At 43.5% G+C, this 16,784-nt stretch carries 19 protein-coding genes; 6 read left to right on the forward strand and 13 right to left on the reverse strand.

What is annotated here, in order from left to right; genetic code table 11:
* Positions 1-91: 91 nt before the first annotated feature.
* Entirely contained in the window at positions 92-604 is a 513-nt protein-coding gene (locus P403_RS0102915) for a YjcG family protein (protein ID WP_029330982.1), read from the forward strand.
* A 2-nt stretch (positions 605-606) separates the two neighbouring features.
* Here the strand turns inward: P403_RS0102915 and P403_RS0102920 are convergent, their stop codons facing one another.
* Together P403_RS0102920 and fabI are read right to left on the reverse strand one after the other, a co-directional pair.
* On the reverse strand, positions 607-810 hold the full coding sequence (locus P403_RS0102920; protein WP_029330983.1) for a hypothetical protein: 204 nt from the start codon (positions 808-810) through the stop codon (positions 607-609).
* 129 nt (positions 811-939) lie between these two features.
* Positions 940-1,713 carry an enoyl-ACP reductase FabI gene (gene fabI, locus P403_RS0102925; protein ID WP_029330984.1) on the reverse strand — a complete coding sequence of 258 codons (774 nt, stop codon included), beginning with the start codon at positions 1,711-1,713 and terminating at the stop codon, positions 940-942.
* Positions 1,714-1,856: 143 nt separating this feature from the next.
* On the opposite strand from fabI, the gene P403_RS0102930 reads away from it, so the two are divergent.
* Positions 1,857-3,026 (forward strand): FtsW/RodA/SpoVE family cell cycle protein, encoded by a 1,170-nt coding sequence (locus tag P403_RS0102930; RefSeq protein ID WP_029330985.1) that lies wholly within the window; start codon positions 1,857-1,859, stop codon positions 3,024-3,026.
* 39 nt (positions 3,027-3,065) lie between these two features.
* On the opposite strand, the gene P403_RS0102935 is transcribed toward P403_RS0102930, so the two are convergent.
* The 3 genes from P403_RS0102935 to yjbM are packed head-to-tail and all read right to left on the reverse strand — an operon-like array spanning position 3,066 to position 5,434.
* The gene (locus P403_RS0102935; protein ID WP_029330986.1) at positions 3,066-3,953 is read right to left on the reverse strand and encodes an RluA family pseudouridine synthase; all 888 of its coding nucleotides are present in this window, start codon (positions 3,951-3,953) and stop codon (positions 3,066-3,068) included.
* Between the two features lie 16 nt (positions 3,954-3,969).
* Complete coding sequence (locus P403_RS0102940; protein ID WP_029330987.1) at positions 3,970-4,773, reverse strand: NAD kinase; 804 nt, start codon at positions 4,771-4,773, stop codon at positions 3,970-3,972.
* 10 nt (positions 4,774-4,783) lie between these two features.
* Positions 4,784-5,434, reverse strand: coding sequence for a GTP diphosphokinase (yjbM, locus tag P403_RS0102945; RefSeq protein ID WP_029330988.1), 651 nt, complete (start codon positions 5,432-5,434; stop codon positions 4,784-4,786).
* A 105-nt stretch (positions 5,435-5,539) separates the two neighbouring features.
* Here yjbM and P403_RS0102950 point away from each other — a divergent pair, with 105 nt between their 5' ends.
* A complete protein-coding gene (locus tag P403_RS0102950) occupies positions 5,540-6,115 on the forward strand; it encodes a CYTH domain-containing protein (RefSeq protein ID WP_029330989.1) in 576 nt (191 codons plus the stop codon).
* A gap of 90 nt (positions 6,116-6,205) precedes the next feature.
* A complete protein-coding gene (locus P403_RS0102955; RefSeq protein WP_029330990.1) occupies positions 6,206-6,997 on the forward strand; it encodes a DsbA family protein in 792 nt (263 codons plus the stop codon).
* A gap of 172 nt (positions 6,998-7,169) precedes the next feature.
* Here the strand turns inward: P403_RS0102955 and pepF are convergent, their stop codons facing one another.
* From pepF to cls, 3 genes are read right to left on the reverse strand one after another with little or no spacing between them, the layout of a single operon-like run.
* Entirely contained in the window at positions 7,170-8,972 is a 1,803-nt protein-coding gene (gene pepF, locus P403_RS0102960) for an oligoendopeptidase F (protein WP_029330991.1), read from the reverse strand.
* Positions 8,973-8,977: 5 nt separating this feature from the next.
* Positions 8,978-10,039 (reverse strand): competence protein CoiA family protein, encoded by a 1,062-nt coding sequence (locus tag P403_RS0102965; protein ID WP_029330992.1) that lies wholly within the window; start codon positions 10,037-10,039, stop codon positions 8,978-8,980.
* Positions 10,040-10,051: 12 nt separating this feature from the next.
* The gene (gene cls, locus P403_RS0102970) at positions 10,052-11,563 is read right to left on the reverse strand and encodes a cardiolipin synthase (RefSeq protein ID WP_029330993.1); all 1,512 of its coding nucleotides are present in this window, start codon (positions 11,561-11,563) and stop codon (positions 10,052-10,054) included.
* Between the two features lie 70 nt (positions 11,564-11,633).
* Between cls and P403_RS0102975 the strand changes: the two genes are divergently transcribed.
* On the forward strand, positions 11,634-12,356 hold the full coding sequence (locus P403_RS0102975; RefSeq protein WP_029330994.1) for an SDR family NAD(P)-dependent oxidoreductase: 723 nt from the start codon (positions 11,634-11,636) through the stop codon (positions 12,354-12,356).
* Between the two features lie 64 nt (positions 12,357-12,420).
* Here P403_RS0102975 and mecA read toward each other — a convergent pair whose 3' ends face one another.
* From mecA to P403_RS16630, 3 genes are all read right to left on the reverse strand, one after another.
* The gene (gene mecA / locus P403_RS0102980; RefSeq protein WP_029330995.1) at positions 12,421-13,047 is read right to left on the reverse strand and encodes an adaptor protein MecA; all 627 of its coding nucleotides are present in this window, start codon (positions 13,045-13,047) and stop codon (positions 12,421-12,423) included.
* Positions 13,048-13,222: 175 nt separating this feature from the next.
* A complete protein-coding gene (spxA, locus tag P403_RS0102985) occupies positions 13,223-13,621 on the reverse strand; it encodes a transcriptional regulator SpxA (RefSeq protein ID WP_029330996.1) in 399 nt (132 codons plus the stop codon).
* A gap of 183 nt (positions 13,622-13,804) precedes the next feature.
* Positions 13,805-13,942, reverse strand: coding sequence for a hypothetical protein (locus P403_RS16630; RefSeq protein ID WP_167331086.1), 138 nt, complete (start codon positions 13,940-13,942; stop codon positions 13,805-13,807).
* A 225-nt stretch (positions 13,943-14,167) separates the two neighbouring features.
* Between P403_RS16630 and P403_RS0102995 the strand changes: the two genes are divergently transcribed.
* Complete coding sequence (locus tag P403_RS0102995) at positions 14,168-14,701, forward strand: HD domain-containing protein (protein WP_029330997.1); 534 nt, start codon at positions 14,168-14,170, stop codon at positions 14,699-14,701.
* Between the two features lie 38 nt (positions 14,702-14,739).
* Here the strand turns inward: P403_RS0102995 and P403_RS0103000 are convergent, their stop codons facing one another.
* Together P403_RS0103000 and P403_RS0103005 are read right to left on the reverse strand one after the other, a co-directional pair.
* Positions 14,740-15,693, reverse strand: coding sequence for an ABC transporter ATP-binding protein (locus P403_RS0103000; protein WP_029330998.1), 954 nt, complete (start codon positions 15,691-15,693; stop codon positions 14,740-14,742).
* Entirely contained in the window at positions 15,693-16,766 is a 1,074-nt protein-coding gene (locus tag P403_RS0103005; RefSeq protein ID WP_029330999.1) for an ABC transporter ATP-binding protein, read from the reverse strand. Before P403_RS0103005 ends, P403_RS0103000 begins: the two co-directional genes overlap by 1 nt.
* Positions 16,767-16,784 lie beyond the last annotated feature (18 nt).

The following is a 16,784-nucleotide window of genomic DNA, read 5'->3' on the forward strand; positions in this document are numbered from 1 at the left end:
CTCTTCTCAAACATCTTTGACATAGCGCCCATAATCCGTCATGATTATTTTGTAAAGCGTTATCATTTTAGGGGAAAGTAGGGGATTTTCGATGAACATCGGGGTAGTTCTGTTTCCATCGAAGCGCATACAAGATTTCGCGAATTCGTATCGAAAACGATATGATTCAAAGTATGCTTTAATCACGCCACATATTACGATGCGTGAACGCGTGAGTGTTGATGAAAGTGAGTTAGAATCGATTGTTTCTGAATTAAACAAAGTGGCTGAACAAACGAAACCACTCGCACTACATCTTCAAGGGGCACGCTCTTTCCATCCGACAAACAATGTCTTGTTCTTAAAAGTCATGCCGACGGACGAAATGGAGCAGTTGCATCGTGCGTTACATTCAAATGGACTCGAACATACACCCAAGTACGACTTTTTGCCACATATTACGATTGGCCAAGATCTTTCTGATGTCGAACTGTTCGACGTTCTAGAACGACTAAAGATGGAAGATATTCGCTTTCAAGAAGACGTCACGAAAATGGCACTTCTCTATGAATTAGAAAATGGTGCCTGGAGCGTTTATGAAACATTCCGCTTCAAACAACACTAACATTAAACTTCCCGGTCGAACTTACGGCCGGGAAGTTTTAATTCCGGTAAAACCCCATACGCATTCGCTTGTTCTTCTAATTCATAATCATGTGACTGAATCCGCTCAATCGGATTGATTCGGGCAATCGGTTCTGTTTTTCGTTCCGGCTCAACGCGAACCTGCCGATTGACGTATTGAACGACTGTAAAATCGATTTGATACATATGTCTTCCCTCCTATTTCTGTAGCCGTTATTTTCCTCATCTACTTTTCTTATTCCCAAAATAGCTTTTTAGAAAACAAAAAAACCAGGGTTGCCCCCGGTTTAGAACTACAGCAAATAGGTTGAGCACTTAAAGAATGTGGAAACCACTGTCGACGTGAAGAATTTCACCTGTCACGCCACTCGACATTTGTGACAACAGGAACAAGCCGCTTTGTCCAATTTGTTCCGTCGAAACGTTTCGGTGAAGTGGTGCGCGCTCTTCGATGCTGTCGAGAATCGAGTTGAAGTCGCCGACACCTTTTGCCGAGACCGTCCGCACCGGACCAGCCGAAATCGCATTGACACGAACACCTTGTTTTCCGTATTCAGCCGCAAGGTAACGAACGCTTGCGTCAAGTGCAGCCTTCGCGACACCCATGACGTTATAGTTCGGGACCATCTTCTCGCCACCGAGATATGTCAACGTGATGACTGAAGCATCTTCTGTGAAAAAGTCCTTCGCTGCTTTGACGACTGCCGTTAAGCTGTAAGCAGAAATATCGAGGGCTTGGGCAAACTGATCACGCGTTACGCCTGAAAACTCGCCGCGTAACGCTTCTTTATCGGCAAAGGCGATCGAATGGGCAATCCCCGAAATCTGTCCGTGATCCGCATGGATGCTTTGGAACACTTGCTCGATTTCTTCATCACTCGTGACGTCACATGTATAGTAAGTAGCTGGTCGCGATAATTCTTTTCCTAGCTTTTCGAGTGGTGCTTTAAACCGTTCTCCTACATACGTAAACGCGAGGCTTGCACCTGCCGCGTCAAGCGCTCGGGCAATTCCCCATGCGATTGAGCGTTGATTGATGACACCCATTACGACATACGTCTTTCCCTCAAGTGAAGGATAAATATTCATTTGAACTCCCCCTAAAATTAGCACCTGGTAATAACACCTATATCTAGGTTACAAAAACGTAACGCTTCTGTCAACCACCCCTCTTGATATTGCGATTTTGATAAATTACGTTAATATAGAAAGAGATAGAAAGTAGGGATGAAATGAACCGTTTTAAATCATTTACACAACGATATGATAACACGTTACTCTTTTTACTCGGTTGTCTGATGATCATCAGTGTCATCGCAATCTATACGGCGCAACCTTTTCTGCAAGGTGCGATTAGCGAAATCAACTTCATGGCGAAGCAGATTCAATGGTATATCATCGGATTTATCGCATTATCCGTCGTCATCTTGATTGATTATGAACAACTCAAACGATTCCACTGGTATTTATATGGTGCCGGAATCCTTTCTTTGATCGGTCTCGTCGTCTTACGTAATACACCGCTCGTCGCAAATATTAAAGGGGCGTATGGTTGGTATCAGCTTCCGGTCATCGGAACGGTCCAACCGGCAGAGTTCATGAAGTTCTTTTTGATTGTTACATTAGCCGCCGTCATCTCTGAACATAACGCACGGTATGTACAACATGAACGTGATTTTTTACTTCTTCTCAAAATGGTCGGTGTAACATTACTTCCACTCGCTTTAATCATCATCCAGCCCGATTTAGGAATCGGCTTAATCTTATGTGTCATTCTTGCCTGTGCGATGCTTTTATCCGGCCTCAACTGGAAGTGGCTCCTGACCATGGTGATTTTATTTACAATTTCAATCGTCGGTTTCTTTTATCTCTTTTATTTCCAGAATGATTTACTTGCGACCTTCTTCCCAGGACACGCGATGAACCGAATCATGGCGTGGTTACAACCATTTGAGTATGCCGACGATTTATCTTATCAATTGGTCCAATCGATTAATGCGATCGGCTCCGGGCAAATGTTTGGTGTCGGCTATGGAAAACTCCAGGTTTCCGTCCCGGAATTGCATACTGATTTCATTTTCACTGCGATTTCTGCCCATTACGGATTTATTGGGGCTGCCGTCGTCTTAGTCATCCTGTTTTTGTTCATCTACCGTCTGATTCAAATCGCACTTGAAACAGCCGATCCGTTTGGAACCTATATCGTGACAGGTTACGTCGCAATGTTTACGTTCCAAATCTTTCAAAACATCGGGATGACGATGGGTGTTTTACCGATCACCGGTCTCCCACTGCCCTTCATCAGCTATGGTGGATCGACGATGATCGTCAACTTAGTAGGTCTTGGCCTTATTATGGCGATCGCTTCCCAGTCACGTGTCTCGATGTTTGATGAAGATTAAAAAAAGAGTTGATTCCCTGTTGCAGGAATCAACTCTTTTTTATTGTTCTAAGAACAAATCACTCGGTAACGGCGCTTCGAACATGACCATTTCTCCCGTCCCCGGGTGAGGAAACTGTGCACTTGCACTATGAAGCGCCTGGCGCGGAATGAGCGGTGTGCCGCGATACATCGTATCTCCGACTAGCGGATGACCGAGTGCTGCGAGATGAACACGAATCTGATGTGTCCGTCCCGTTTCCAACTTGATTTCTAACTGCGAAATCGTTCGCATGAAGGCTTCGACTGCCGTACTCTTCAAGATATGCGTAACCGCTCGTTGACCATCTTCACGGACCATCCGTTCCATAAAAGAGTGATCCGTCTGACCAATTGGTAAATCGATTGTTTGTGGACCGAGTTCTCCTTCGATCAATGCAACATAACGCCGGTCGAGCAGTCCATTTTGCTGCATTTTACTCAATTGATGATGAGCTAGCGCATGTTTGGCAAAAATCACAAGCCCACTTGTATCCCGGTCCAATCGATTGACGATATGAATCGCATACGGAATCTGTTGTTGTTTATAGTAACCCAACACGAAATTCGCTAAAGAACGTTCCGGGTGAAGACGCGAGGGAATCGAAGCCATCCCCGATGGCTTATTGACAATCAACAACCACTCGTCTTCAAACAAGATATCAAGCTCTCCTTGTGTCGCAATCATGTCTTCTGCTGGGTGTTCCTCAGGGAAAGAGACATGGATTTCGTCGTCGAGATCGACACTCTCGTTAACGTTAACATGTTGTCCGTTTCGCAAAATGTCACCATGATGCTTTATCGACACGAGCATTTTTCGGGAAATTCGGAGGCGCGTCGTACAAAAATGTCCGACACTCCAGCCGACCTGTTCATGTGTCACTGTTTCTTTCAATTCAAATACCATCATCACTTACCTCTTTTACTTAACTTCTTTCTTCTGCTAAAAATGATTCTCTGACCCGCTCCCAAAACGGGAAGGAACGAAAACGGGCAAATTTTACTTTCTTATCGGAGACACGACAGCGAATCGATTTTACGTTTTGATGAACAATAGAAGCATAATGATCGTAAGTCAATTGAAAATCAATCGGATTGACCGGTCGTATTTCGACATCATGGTGCTTCGGCAACAACATCGGGGAACCGATTGTTCGATATACACGATTGTTGATGGAAGCCATCTCAGTAATCTGAATCGCTTCGAGGGCCGGGTGGACAATTGCACCACCTAACGCCTTGTTGTAGGCTGTCGAACCGGATGGGGTCGAGATACACAACCCATCCCCACGAAACGTCTCAAAGTAGTCTCCACGTATCGACAAGTCACATACAAGTGTCTGATTAAAACTTTTAATCGTACATTCGTTTAGCGCCAACAACTTATTATGTGAACCGTCCGCATAATCAATCGACAGCTCAAGCAATGGGTATTCGACCGTCGCCAAATTTTCATCTGCGATATGACGAATCAACTCGTCCATTTCTTCCGGGCGCCAATCTGCATAAAAACCAAGATGTCCCGTATGAATCCCAACGAGTGTGATGTCTTCGACTTGACTCAAATAAGAATGAAATGCCTGGAGCATCGTTCCATCTCCACCAATTGAAATGATGATTTCCGGAGTCGCTGCATCAAGAACACTTCCCCGAGCAATCAACTCTTGTTCCAATTGATCGCGTAGCGTTCGCGAGCGTTCATCATCTCGTGCTGTAATCGCAAAGCGCATGGTCATCCTCCTACTCGCTTACTGGATTATTAGTTTGTTTTCCGTCTCGTTCATGTAGGACGAGCTGTGCGTCTTGAATCTCTACTTTCAGTTGACTCATTTCCGCATCCAATAAAAAGGCGGCTTCCGCGGCACGTCGCAGTCGTTCGCGTGTCTCCTCCGGAATGTTTCCTTGGTATTTATAATTGAGTGAGTGCTCAATCGTCGCCCAAAAGTTCATCGCAAGTGTCCGAATCTGAATCTCAACGAGCGTCGGAATCTCACCTTCAATCGTTTGGACAGGATAGGCAATAATAATATGATAGGAGCGATATCCGCTCTCTTTTTTTTGTGTGATATAATTTCGCTCTTCGACCACCTTAAAGTCTCCACGTGATCGTAACAGTTCTAGTACGTGGATGATGTCGTCGACAAATTGACACATAATGCGTAAGCCGGCGATGTCTTGCATCTCTTGTTCTAACGAACTGATCGCAATCGATTTCCGCTCCGCTTTTTGGATAATACTCTTCACAGGTTTTACCCGTCCCGTGACAAATTCAATCGGTGAATGTTCCCCACGTTGTTGAAATTGTTTTCGAATGGCCTTTAGCTTTACCTTCAGTTCATCAACCGCGATTTGATACGGCGCGAGAAATAAATCCCAATTTTCTTTTGTCATCGTTTTCGTCACCACTTTTAATCTAAATTGTTGGTTCAATTCGTTCCACTACTTCATTCATGTTATCATATTTTCAAGCATTCAACTAGAAAGGCGTGAACCGGAATGAGACAAGAAATGGAAATTGAATTTAAAAACTTGTTAACAGCAGATGAATACAAGCAACTGATGCAAGTTTACGGCAAACAAGACGAAACGATTTGGCAAGCAAATGATTATTTTGATACACCTACGTTTGAATTGCGTCAGCATGGCGCCGCTCTACGCATCCGTCAGAAAAAAGAGGGTCTCGTATTGACCTTAAAAGAACCGAAAGATGATGGTTTACTTGAAACACATGTTTCTCTATCGGAAGCAGAGGCAGAGGAATTATTCAAATATGGTCTGATTCAATCTGATGCGATGAATGAACAATTGAGTCGCTTCAACTTAACAGCATCGCTTGAACACTTAGGACGCTTGGAAACAACTCGTTTTGAAACAAAATTGAAAGACGGATTGCTCGTACTGGATCAAAGTCACTATTTAGGTGTAACCGACTATGAATTAGAATTCGAAGTGCAAGCCTTCGAACAAGGTCAACTTGCTTTCACGCAACTGCTCGAGAAACATCAAATTCCACGTCGTGAAACGAAAAATAAAATCGTCCGTTTCATGGAGCGTAAAGCGGTTTCACGCTAATCGTGTACAAATGAACAAGCAAAACCTTTGCTCTTTCTTTTTTTTCGTTGCTAAAATAGGGTAACGATAACAACAGAAGGGGGTGAACGGATGGAACACGATCAATGTAACGGTTCTTATTGTTCATTGGACGAACCATCAATTCAACAACCGACGAAACCCCTAGAAATTTATCATTTTCTAGATGTGACGCAAACAGATGGTTTACGGTTGATACCCGTTCTCAAGAAATTAGAGTTAGAGTATGGTCATCTTTTCCGACTCAGAACGATTGCGACAATTCCTTGTGCTCCATCACGCTCTGCGTGCGATATGTCGCCATTGTTGATTTTAAAAGCAATCGAACTACAAGGTAAGACATTTGGAATGCGCTTTATGAGACGTCTTCGGATGTTGCATAATGTAGAAGGCGAAAGTGCCTATACACGTTCTTCTTTAATCCGCTTGGCTGAAGCCTTAACTGAATTCGGTCTCGATTTGGAAGAATTTCATCGCGATGTTGAATCGAATACGATTCAACTCATGCTCGAAAAAGAAACCCAGCTCGTGACAGAGTGGGACGTACGCGTCCTTCCGACTCTCGCTTTCATTGGAGATGATGAAGCCATTAAAGCTGAAGGTGCTTATGAATACCTCATTTATGTCTCCATTTTAAATGAGCTATTGGATCAACCTGTTGAGAAGCAACCAAAGCCACCGCTCGAACATTTCTTGAAACGGTATGAAACAGCAACAACTTCAGAAATCGCTTTTATTTACGATGTATCTGAAGCGCAAATTGAACATGAGTTAAAAAAACTTGCACTTCAACAAAAATGTGTCTCACTTTCTTATTGTGACGGTAAAGTATGGCGTCATGTTAAAGATTCAGCACATGCTTAATTAATAAGAAAAAGGTGTTTCCGCAATTGCGGAAACACCTTTTTTTGTCATTCACATGACCATTGGATGGGGGAAAAGAGAATCATCAGGGGAATGTGACCCTCTTCACATTCTTAGTATATAAGATCCTCGTATTTTTTTCTATCACTTTGTGCAAAAATTCACAGAGTTGTCACTCTCCGAGTAATGCTTCGAATTCATCCAACACACGTTCAAATTGACGTAGTGCTGCTTCCACTGGTGCTTTTGTCGTCATATCGACACCTGCTGCCTTTAAGACTTCAATCGGATAATCACTTGATCCTGCTTTAAGGAAATTATTAATGTAACGATCAACAGCAGGTTGTCCTTCTTCTAAAATTTGCGTCGTCAATGCTGCAGCAGCTGAAATACCTGTCGCATACTGGTAGACGTAATAATTGTAGTAGAAGTGAGGAATCCGCGCCCACTCAAGGCCGATCTCTTCATCCAATACGATTCCGTCGCCAAAATATTTTTGGTTCAACGCATAATACGTTTTCGTCAGGAATTCTGGTGTCAACGATTGACCGAGTCGAGCCGCTTCGTGAATTTCATGCTCAAATTCTGCGAACATCGTCTGGCGGAACAACGTACCACGGAATGTTTCTAATTGATTGTTCAACAAATAAAGTTTCTCTTTTTTATCTGTAACACGTTTCAGTAAGAAATCATTTAACAAAGCCTCGTTTGTCGTCGAAGCTACTTCCGCTACAAAAATCGAATAATCACCATAAGCATATGGCTGTGATTGACGTGTATAGTAACTATGAACAGAATGTCCGAATTCATGTGCCAATGTAAAGAGATTGTTGACGTTATCTTGCCAATTCATCAAGATAAACGGTTGTGTATCATATGCGCCAGAAGAATAGGCACCACTGCGCTTACCACGTGTCTCGCGAACATCGACCCATCGATCTGCCAAACCTTCTTCTAAGATATGCTTGTACTCATCTCCAAGTGGTGCCAATCCATCGACCATCAATTGTTTCGCTTCATCGTAAGAAACCTTCATTTCGACTTCGCTAACGAGCGGTGTATACATGTCATACATATGAAGCTCTTCTAATCCGAGTACACGTTTACGAAGCTCAACGTAACGATGTAACAACGGGAGGTGCTCATGGACCGCTTCTACTAATCCATCATACACTTGCTCCGGAATGGCATTTCCATGTAATGCAGACTCACGCGCCGACTTGAACTGTCGCACTTCCGCATAAAAGTTATCTTTTTTGACTGATCCTGCAAGTGTCGAAGCGAGCGTATTTGTATAGTTGCCGTATGTTTCGTACATCGCCTTGAACGCTGCCTCGCGGACAGAACGGTCTTTCGACTCCATGAATGTAATGAATCGACCATGTGTCAATTCCGCCTCTTGCCCGTCTTCCCCTTTGATTTTAGGGAATTTCAAGTCAGCATTATTCAACATACCGAACGTCGTTCCAGATTGCCCTAACACTTCCCCTGCTTTAGCAAGAATCGCTTCTTCAGCTTCAGTTAATACATGGTCGCGTTCTCGATTAAGTTCATCAAACGCATGACGATACATCGCGAGATCCGGATTACGATCTAAAAATCCTGTAATCGTTTCAACTGGAATCGTTAATAGTTCTGGCGTCATGAAAGCCAGTGCAGCCCCAATCTGCGAAGCGAGCGTCCGCGCACGGTCGTTCATCGCTTGATAGAAGCTATCTGCCGTATTTTCGTCATAACGCATATGCGCGTATGTATAGAGCTTATGCAGACGTCGTGAAATTTCATCACGTAACTGTAAACCTTCAAAAAGCGTCGCATCATCTTTTCCAAGTCGCCCTTTGTAATCAATCATCAAAGGTAACATCGCTTTGACAGATTCAAAATCCTCTTCCCATGCTTCATTCGTTTCATAGATTGATTCTAAGTTCCACGTTTCTTCTACTGTGACATCTTTTCGTGTCAATAGTTCTGCCATTTCAATCACTCCCTTACTTCATTTATACCTGTTTCTTTTTCGACAAACAACTGAATTGCTCCTGCTAATACGGCGTCTTCTTTAAAACGGTTTACAGTTGTACCAATACTAGATTGCTGACATATGCGTGAGACAGCTAATAAATTCATCCAATCCTCTACCACACGTCGAAGCAGCTTCGGCTCATGAGAAATCCGACATGCGTCTAAACAAGAGACTAACGCATGTTCAAGTCGGATTTCCGAGTAGTTTCCTTGTAAGGATAAATAAAGTGTCATTTGAAGTTCAAAAGGATGAAGTGGAAAGGCGAGAAGTGTTTCGATGGGTAAAAAACAGTGTGCTGGAAGGTGTAAAACATGAAGACCTGCTTGATAGAGCGGATTTTTGAGTAGATGATTTGGCATCGTCGAGAAGAAAGGACGTAGTCGGTATTTCCGCACGAGTTGAATCCATTTTTCTGCAGAAAATTTCCGAGGAAATGCTTGGGGTGTAGGTCTAATAAATTGTGTGAAAGAAGCTTCTAGTCGTTGACAAATTACTAAGTGTTTCGTAAAAGGGACAGCAAAACCATAGCGGTTAATTTTTCCCTGTTCGATTAAATCGAGATAACCATCCGTCAATAATGCTTGTTTCATCCATCCGTCTAACTTAATGATGCATCCGCCTGTTGGATGAAAGCCAACCCAGCGCACAGCATATGCTTTTTGTTGATCAATCGTTCGTCGTCGATTCCACTCCAACGCGGTCATCTTCGATCGTTGGATTTCTACCGCTATCCGGAGTGCAGGGATCCACAAGTCAAATCGACGTTGCCCTTGAACTTGTTCTAAAGCGACGTCATAACCTAGGCTACGGAAGTATTCGGCTAAAGTCGTTTTCCAACCTTGATGTGCACTCGACTCCCCCGTACATGCTGAGACATGAACAAAATGCGTTCGCTTTCGTCCCTGCCTGACCCGTAACCGGTTCAGGCAATAAGGACAATATAACGTCATTTGCTTTAATTGTTCGACTTGTACGAGTTGAATGTTGATTCGGCGACCCGTTCCATCAACGGCTTCAAACATGACAGCACCCCTTTAGAGTAAAGGTGAGAATAGACGTGAAACTGACTCAATCAAACGTCGCGAAAAACTACGCTGACTGAAGTAATGACGATCGACTTGAGTTGAATGCGAAAAATCATCATAAAAATCCCGGGTCAGTTCGTGAACGGAATTTGTACCATACAAGAAGGCATTGACTTCAAAGTTCAGATGAAAACTTCTTAAATCCATATTCGCCGTTCCGATGGTTGCAATCGCATCATCGACGACGATGACTTTGGAATGCATGAATCCTTTATTGTATTCGTAGATTTTAACGCCTGCTTGGAGTAAATCGTCGAAATACGAGCGACTCGCATAAAAAACAACTTTATGATCCGGAAAACTCGGCAAGAGAATTCGAACATCGATTCCGGACATCGCTGCAGTTTTTAATGCTGTCATCAAGTCTTCGTCCGGAATCAAGTACGGTGAAGCAATGTAGACCGAACTTCGTGCTTCCGTAATCAATGCAAAGTAAAGCGACTTCATGGTCTCTTGCGGTTCGTCCGGTCCACTGGCGATGATTTGAACGCCCCCTGTTGCATCCGTGACCACTTCGAGCGGCTCCATGTAGAAAGGTGTGAACAGGCGCTCTCCTGTCATGTAGTACCAATCCTGTAAAAATATCAATTGAAGCTCTGACACAGCCTCTCCACGAACGACAAGATGTGTATCTCGCCAAAATCCGAATGCTTTATCTTTCCCGATGTATTCATTTCCGACATTGATTCCACCTGTAAATGCGACCGTTCCATCAATAACAACGATTTTACGATGGTTTCGATAATTCGATTTGCTGGAGATGAAGGGAAGGACGACAGGGAAAAAGGCATGCACTTCAATGCCAGCCTGAATCATCTTTTTAAAGTAACCTTTGTCAGTAGAGAAACAGCCGACTGCGTCATATAAGAAACGAACTTCGACCCCAGCTTTAGCACGTTCAATCAAAGCGGCTTGTAACTCGAGGGCCAACGCATCATCTCGGACAATATAGTACTCTAAATGAATGTGGTGCTCCGCTTGACGGATTTCAGCGAGCAAGAGCGGGAATTTCTCCTCACCGTTAGTCAATATCTTCGTATGTGTATTATACGATATTGGAAGCCGGCTGATGGAATCGATAAGTTTGACAACCTTTGCATAATGTCCATGTTTGAACACTCGATTGTGTATACCATGATCAAATTGGGTACGATATTTAATGTATGACTCTTCATCAAGCATCGCTTTTAAGCGAAACATTTTTTTTCGGCGATAGTTCTGACCGAACGTGAAATAGACGAAGACGCCTACGACGGGTAGCGCCATCATGACAAGTGCCCAGACTAAGGTCCGTTCGGGATTTCGATTTTCAAGTAAGATGATGATGAAGACACTTAAAACAATCAAGATGATGACGATTGATAACCAACCGACCATGTAGACACTCCAGTAGTAAGACAAAAACGCCAGTAGGCTACAGGTCAACAGTAACGTCATCAGCAGTTGAACACGTCGTAACATGAAATCCCTCCTTTTTCTTTTTACTATGTATCAAGTTTTTCGACTCTATTATCAGAAGGGAAGTATTCGAATGAAAACTTACATCGTAACGGGCGCGACTGGTGGAATCGGGGAAGCGACTACCCTCCAACTTGCAAAAGAAGGGCATACCGTTCTTGCCTTAGGGAGAAATACCGAAAAAGGAACGGTACTCGAACAGGAGGGACAAGGCAACATTCATTTTTTCCAGGTCGATCTTGCTAAACCACCAGAGATTCAGCAGTTCTTCGATGACACCACGACTGACTTCCCAACCATCGATGGGATTTTTAACAATGCTGGAACTTTCGGAAAACCTGTCGCACCTGAACGCGTAACAGATGCCCAACAAGAAGTCTTCCAAGTCAATTATCATGCACCGGAACAAATCATTCAACTCGCTGTCAAACGTTTGTCCAAAGGGGCTTCAATCGTCAACAATAGCGCAATCGTCGGGCATGTCAAATTCCCAGCGATGCTCTTACCTTATGCGTCTTCAAAAAGTGCTCTTATCACTCTTACGAAAACTTATGCGGCCCGGTTTCATGGAAAGTATCGTTTTAATGCAATCTGTCCCGGCCCTGTCGATACAGCATTAAGCCATTCCTTATACGGCGGGAAAGACAAATTTGACTTGGCAATGAAGCACCACCTTCGCGGGAACGCAGCACAACCGGCTGAAATCGCAGAAGTCGTCTGCTTTTTATTGTCGGATAAAGCTAGTTATATCAATGGCCAATCATTAGTCGTCGATGGTGGATATACGCTGACGTGATGCTAACAAAAAAAGGACTGCTCCCTTTTGTATAGGAGCAGTCCTTTTAACGTGACATTCGTACTTAGTTCGTAAAGTGCTTACGGACGACAGCAAAAACATCGTCGGCAATGATGGTTTTACCATACTCTGCGACCGGATGAATCGTTTGTTCGCTAAATTGCAAGTACTCGGCAATCAAACTCATCACGTTTTCTTGTTCTTCTACTTCCACATCTTCTTTAAAATGGACGTGGAGCAAGTAAGCACCATCTTTTTGATAGAGCGCTGTTTTCAAATCTTTGAAGACCGGTGCTTCTGCATATTGGCTAAGAGCTATAACATGCTCAAAATCCGTTGTTTCAAATAATACGTCTTGGCTGAGTTCTGTTTCTTTATCTTCTGCCTCAGACATTGCTGAACGGAGTAATGAATCCAACTCTTCTTCGTCCACTTGTTCGCCATCAACTGTTGTCTTAGCGATTGTAACCGTCACTTCAAGACCTTTTTCAAATGCTTGAACTTGTATCCATAGTGGACCTTCGAAGGAGATGGACTCTTTTTCATTCGCTTCATCCATCATCTGCCAGAATAACTGTTCTCCACGCTCACGGTTATACCAAATTTCGTCTCGGGCAAAGCCGCGGCGTTCGATATCCGTATACGTAATGAAGAACTTGACTGTGTTGTCATTGACGCGTTCGATTTTCAATATGTCCACTCCTTTCATCTCGCTCTTATCTAGTGTACGAACGAGCACATAACATGGATTCAAAAAGAAACCCTTTTTAACCATATAGGGTATATTCCTTTGTTATCTTTATTTTAACCTTTTTTGACGGTAACAAAAAGCACACTGCTCACGGAAGCAGCGCGCTCGTTAAAATTTATTCGTTTACCAACCGTTGCGCTTCCATCAATTGGAAAGTGCGAACTTTACGTGGTAAGAAACGACGAATTTCGTCCTCATTATATCCAACTTGGAGTCGTTTTTCGTCAATCAAAATTGGACGACGTAACAATCCAGGATATTCTTGAATTAAATCATAAAGATGTTGCAACGACAAATTCTCAACTGAAACGTCTAATTTAGAAAAAACTTTTGAACGTGTTGAAATGATCTCATCTGTTCCATCTTCCGTCATACGAAGAATTTGTTTGATTTCATCAAGCGACAATGGTTCCGAAAAAATATTTCGTTCCACAAATGGGATTTCATGTTCTTCAAGCCACGCGCGCGCTTTACGACAAGAAGTACAGCTTGGTGAAGTATAGAGTGTTACCATTGAAAAACATCCTCCCCCTGATTTACATCATGTCTGAACTATAAAAAGGACGTGTCCTTTTCGTAATTATTAATGATGATTCTATTACTTGACAGTTTACATTGAATTTCAAATAAAACCTAGCTATTTTTTAAGATGAAAGAACTTTTTCGTAAAAAAACTCGCTGGAGCCACGAGGTGGCTTCAGCAAGCTGGCGTGTGATCAAAAGGTTGAGAAATCGTTTCTTTTGCTTTCGGGAGTTTCATTTCTTTTAATTTCTTTTCGAAAATATCCCGCAAAAGTCGTTTTTTCAACTTTTTCTTCTTATCACGTTCTTTCATAACTCCGACACCTCACTCGGTCCGAAAAAAGAACAAGCAACCAACGAAAGCTGAATTATCATCTTCTACATTAATTAGTATACCACGTTTGCCTAAATTCTATTCCTACTTCGGTTAATTAAATGTGTGAGATTGTCGCGTTCATTTAAGCAGAGAGTTGCAATTACTTGCAAATTCACGTAGAGTATATAGAAATACTTACTCGTTGAAAGGAGCATTTCAGTTATGCCAGTTACTTTAGTTACAATCATCGAACACCCGATTGCCCAAAAATATTTAGAACGTTCTGGACTCAATCATGCGATTTCCGTTGCGGAACGGGCGTTGACACTCGCGACACAGCGTGGTCTTGATGCTGATTCGGCGACAAAAGCAGCACTGCTTCATGATATCGGCCATTACGAATGGTATACGGATGGAACATGGAATTATGATCTTTACCGTCAAAATGATATTCATGCGATTAAAGGAGCAGAACGTGCCCATAAATTATTAATTCGTTTAGGGGAAGAACCTGCACGCGCAAAAGAAATCTCGCTTGCCGTCCTCTTACACACAGATTCGTATCTCCCACCAGGTACAATCAACCGGACCCCACTCCAACAGCTCGTCCACGATGCCGATACGTTAGAAGAGCAACCAGGTGGTTTGCATCATTATGAGAAAATCCCCTTTGATGAAGCCGTCAAACGTCTCGATGCATTAGACTCAGTTGTCCATCGCTTTAGCAACCTTCCACGAATCGCTTCCGAAAACTAAAAAAAGCATTCCTGAACGATTCAGGAATGCCTTTTTTATTAGACGAGTTGTGCTTGATACGCTTCAAGCTCAGCATCCGTCATCGAGACGTAATGTCCCGGCTCGATTTCACGAAGTGCAGGGATACTCGAATCTTCACTCGATTTACCAACAGCTCCGCCTGTCGGGCGATCATAGACAATCCGTTTACGTGTCCGTTCGTGCTCTGGATCCGGTAACGGGATTGCAGATAAGAGCGATTTCGTATACGCATGAACTGGGTTCTCGTACAAACGATCCGCATCACATAACTCAACAAGGTGACCTTGATACATAACACCAATCCGGTCCGAAATATATTTAACCATCGAAAGATCGTGGGCGATGAATAAATACGTCAAACTGCGGTCACGTTGTAATTGTTTCATCAAGTTGACGACCTGAGCTTGGATGGAAACGTCAAGTGCTGAGATCGGCTCATCGGCAATGATGAAGTCCGGTTCTACTGCTAGTGCACGTGCAATCCCAATCCGTTGACGCTGACCACCAGAGAATTCGTGGGGGTAACGGCTCGCGTGTTCTTTCGTCAAACCTACTGTTTCTAACAAGTCGTAGACACGGTTATCTCGCTCTTCTTTTGATTTCGCAAGTCCGTGGATATCAATTCCTTCTGCGATGATATCCCCGACTGTCATCCGTGGATTTAGAGATGCGTAAGGATCTTGGAAAATCATTTGCATCGCACGGTTGAACTTCAATTTTTCTTTACGCGATTTCTTCGCATGGACATTCTCACCTTTGAACAAGACTTCTCCGTCTGTCGCATCGTAAAGTCCGATAATCGAACGACCCGTCGTCGATTTACCGCAACCTGACTCTCCAACAAGACCAAGTACTTCTCCTTCATAAATATCAAATGAAAGTCCGTCTACTGCTTTGACGACACGTCCTCGTCCAATATTAAAATGTTGCTTTAGATTTTTTACTTCAAGTAATTTATTACGGTTTTCCATTACTTAAGACCGCCTTTCAAAAGCGACTTCGCAAATGTACTATCTGGACGATATTTCAGTGCGAGGTCACGGATGGCTGCTGGTGGTTCTACGTAAGGAGCTTGTGGATGTAACAACCACGTTGCTGCTTCGTGTGTATCAGTGATTCGGAAGAACGGAGGTTCTTTCTCGAAATCAATTTTCATCGCATATTGATTACGTGGTGCGAATGCATCACCTGTAGGCGGATGAAGTAAGTTCGGTGGCGTACCCGGGATCGCCGGTAAATCTTGCGCACGGTCATCTGAAGGGCGCGGCATCGATCCGAGAAGTCCCCATGTGTACGGGTGGCGTGGTTCATAGAAAATCTCATCAACCGTACCTTTTTCAATCAATTTCCCAGCATACATGACGGCTACGCGGTCTGCCATGTTCGCGACGACACCGAGATCGTGCGTGATGAAGATGATTGCTGTACCTGTTTTTTGTTGAATGTCTTTTAGGAGCTCTAAAATCTGAGCTTGAATCGTAACATCAAGTGCTGTCGTCGGCTCATCGGCAATCAAAACTTTCGGGTTACATGCTAAGGCAATCGCGATAACAATCCGTTGACGCATCCCACCGGATAATTGGTGTGGATATTGTTTTAAACGCGCTTCCGGATTCGGAATCCCTACGAGCGTCAATAACTCGAGCGTCCGTTTTTTTGCGGCATCCCCTGTCAAGCCTTGGTGACGCTTCAAACCTTCTGCAATCTGTTTGTAGATCGTCATCGTCGGGTTGAGTGATGTCATCGGATCCTGGAAGATCATTGCGATGTCACGACCACGAACTTTTTGCATTTCCTTGTCCGACAACTTGACTAAGTCACGGTCTTCGAAAATAATCTCACCATTCGTGATCTCACCAGGAGGATTCGGAATCAGTCGCATGATTGCTTTTGATGTAACCGACTTTCCTGAACCAGATTCACCAACGATTGCAAGTGTTTCACCTTTTTTTAAATCAAACGATACGCCACGGACGGCTTGTACCGTCCCGGCATACGTATGGAAAGCGACGGTTAGGTCGCGTACAGATAAAATAGTTTCCATTGTGGATGAACTCCTCTC

Source organism: Exiguobacterium oxidotolerans JCM 12280 (genome assembly GCF_000702625.1).
Taxonomy (GTDB): domain Bacteria; phylum Bacillota; class Bacilli; order Exiguobacteriales; family Exiguobacteriaceae; genus Exiguobacterium_A; species Exiguobacterium_A oxidotolerans.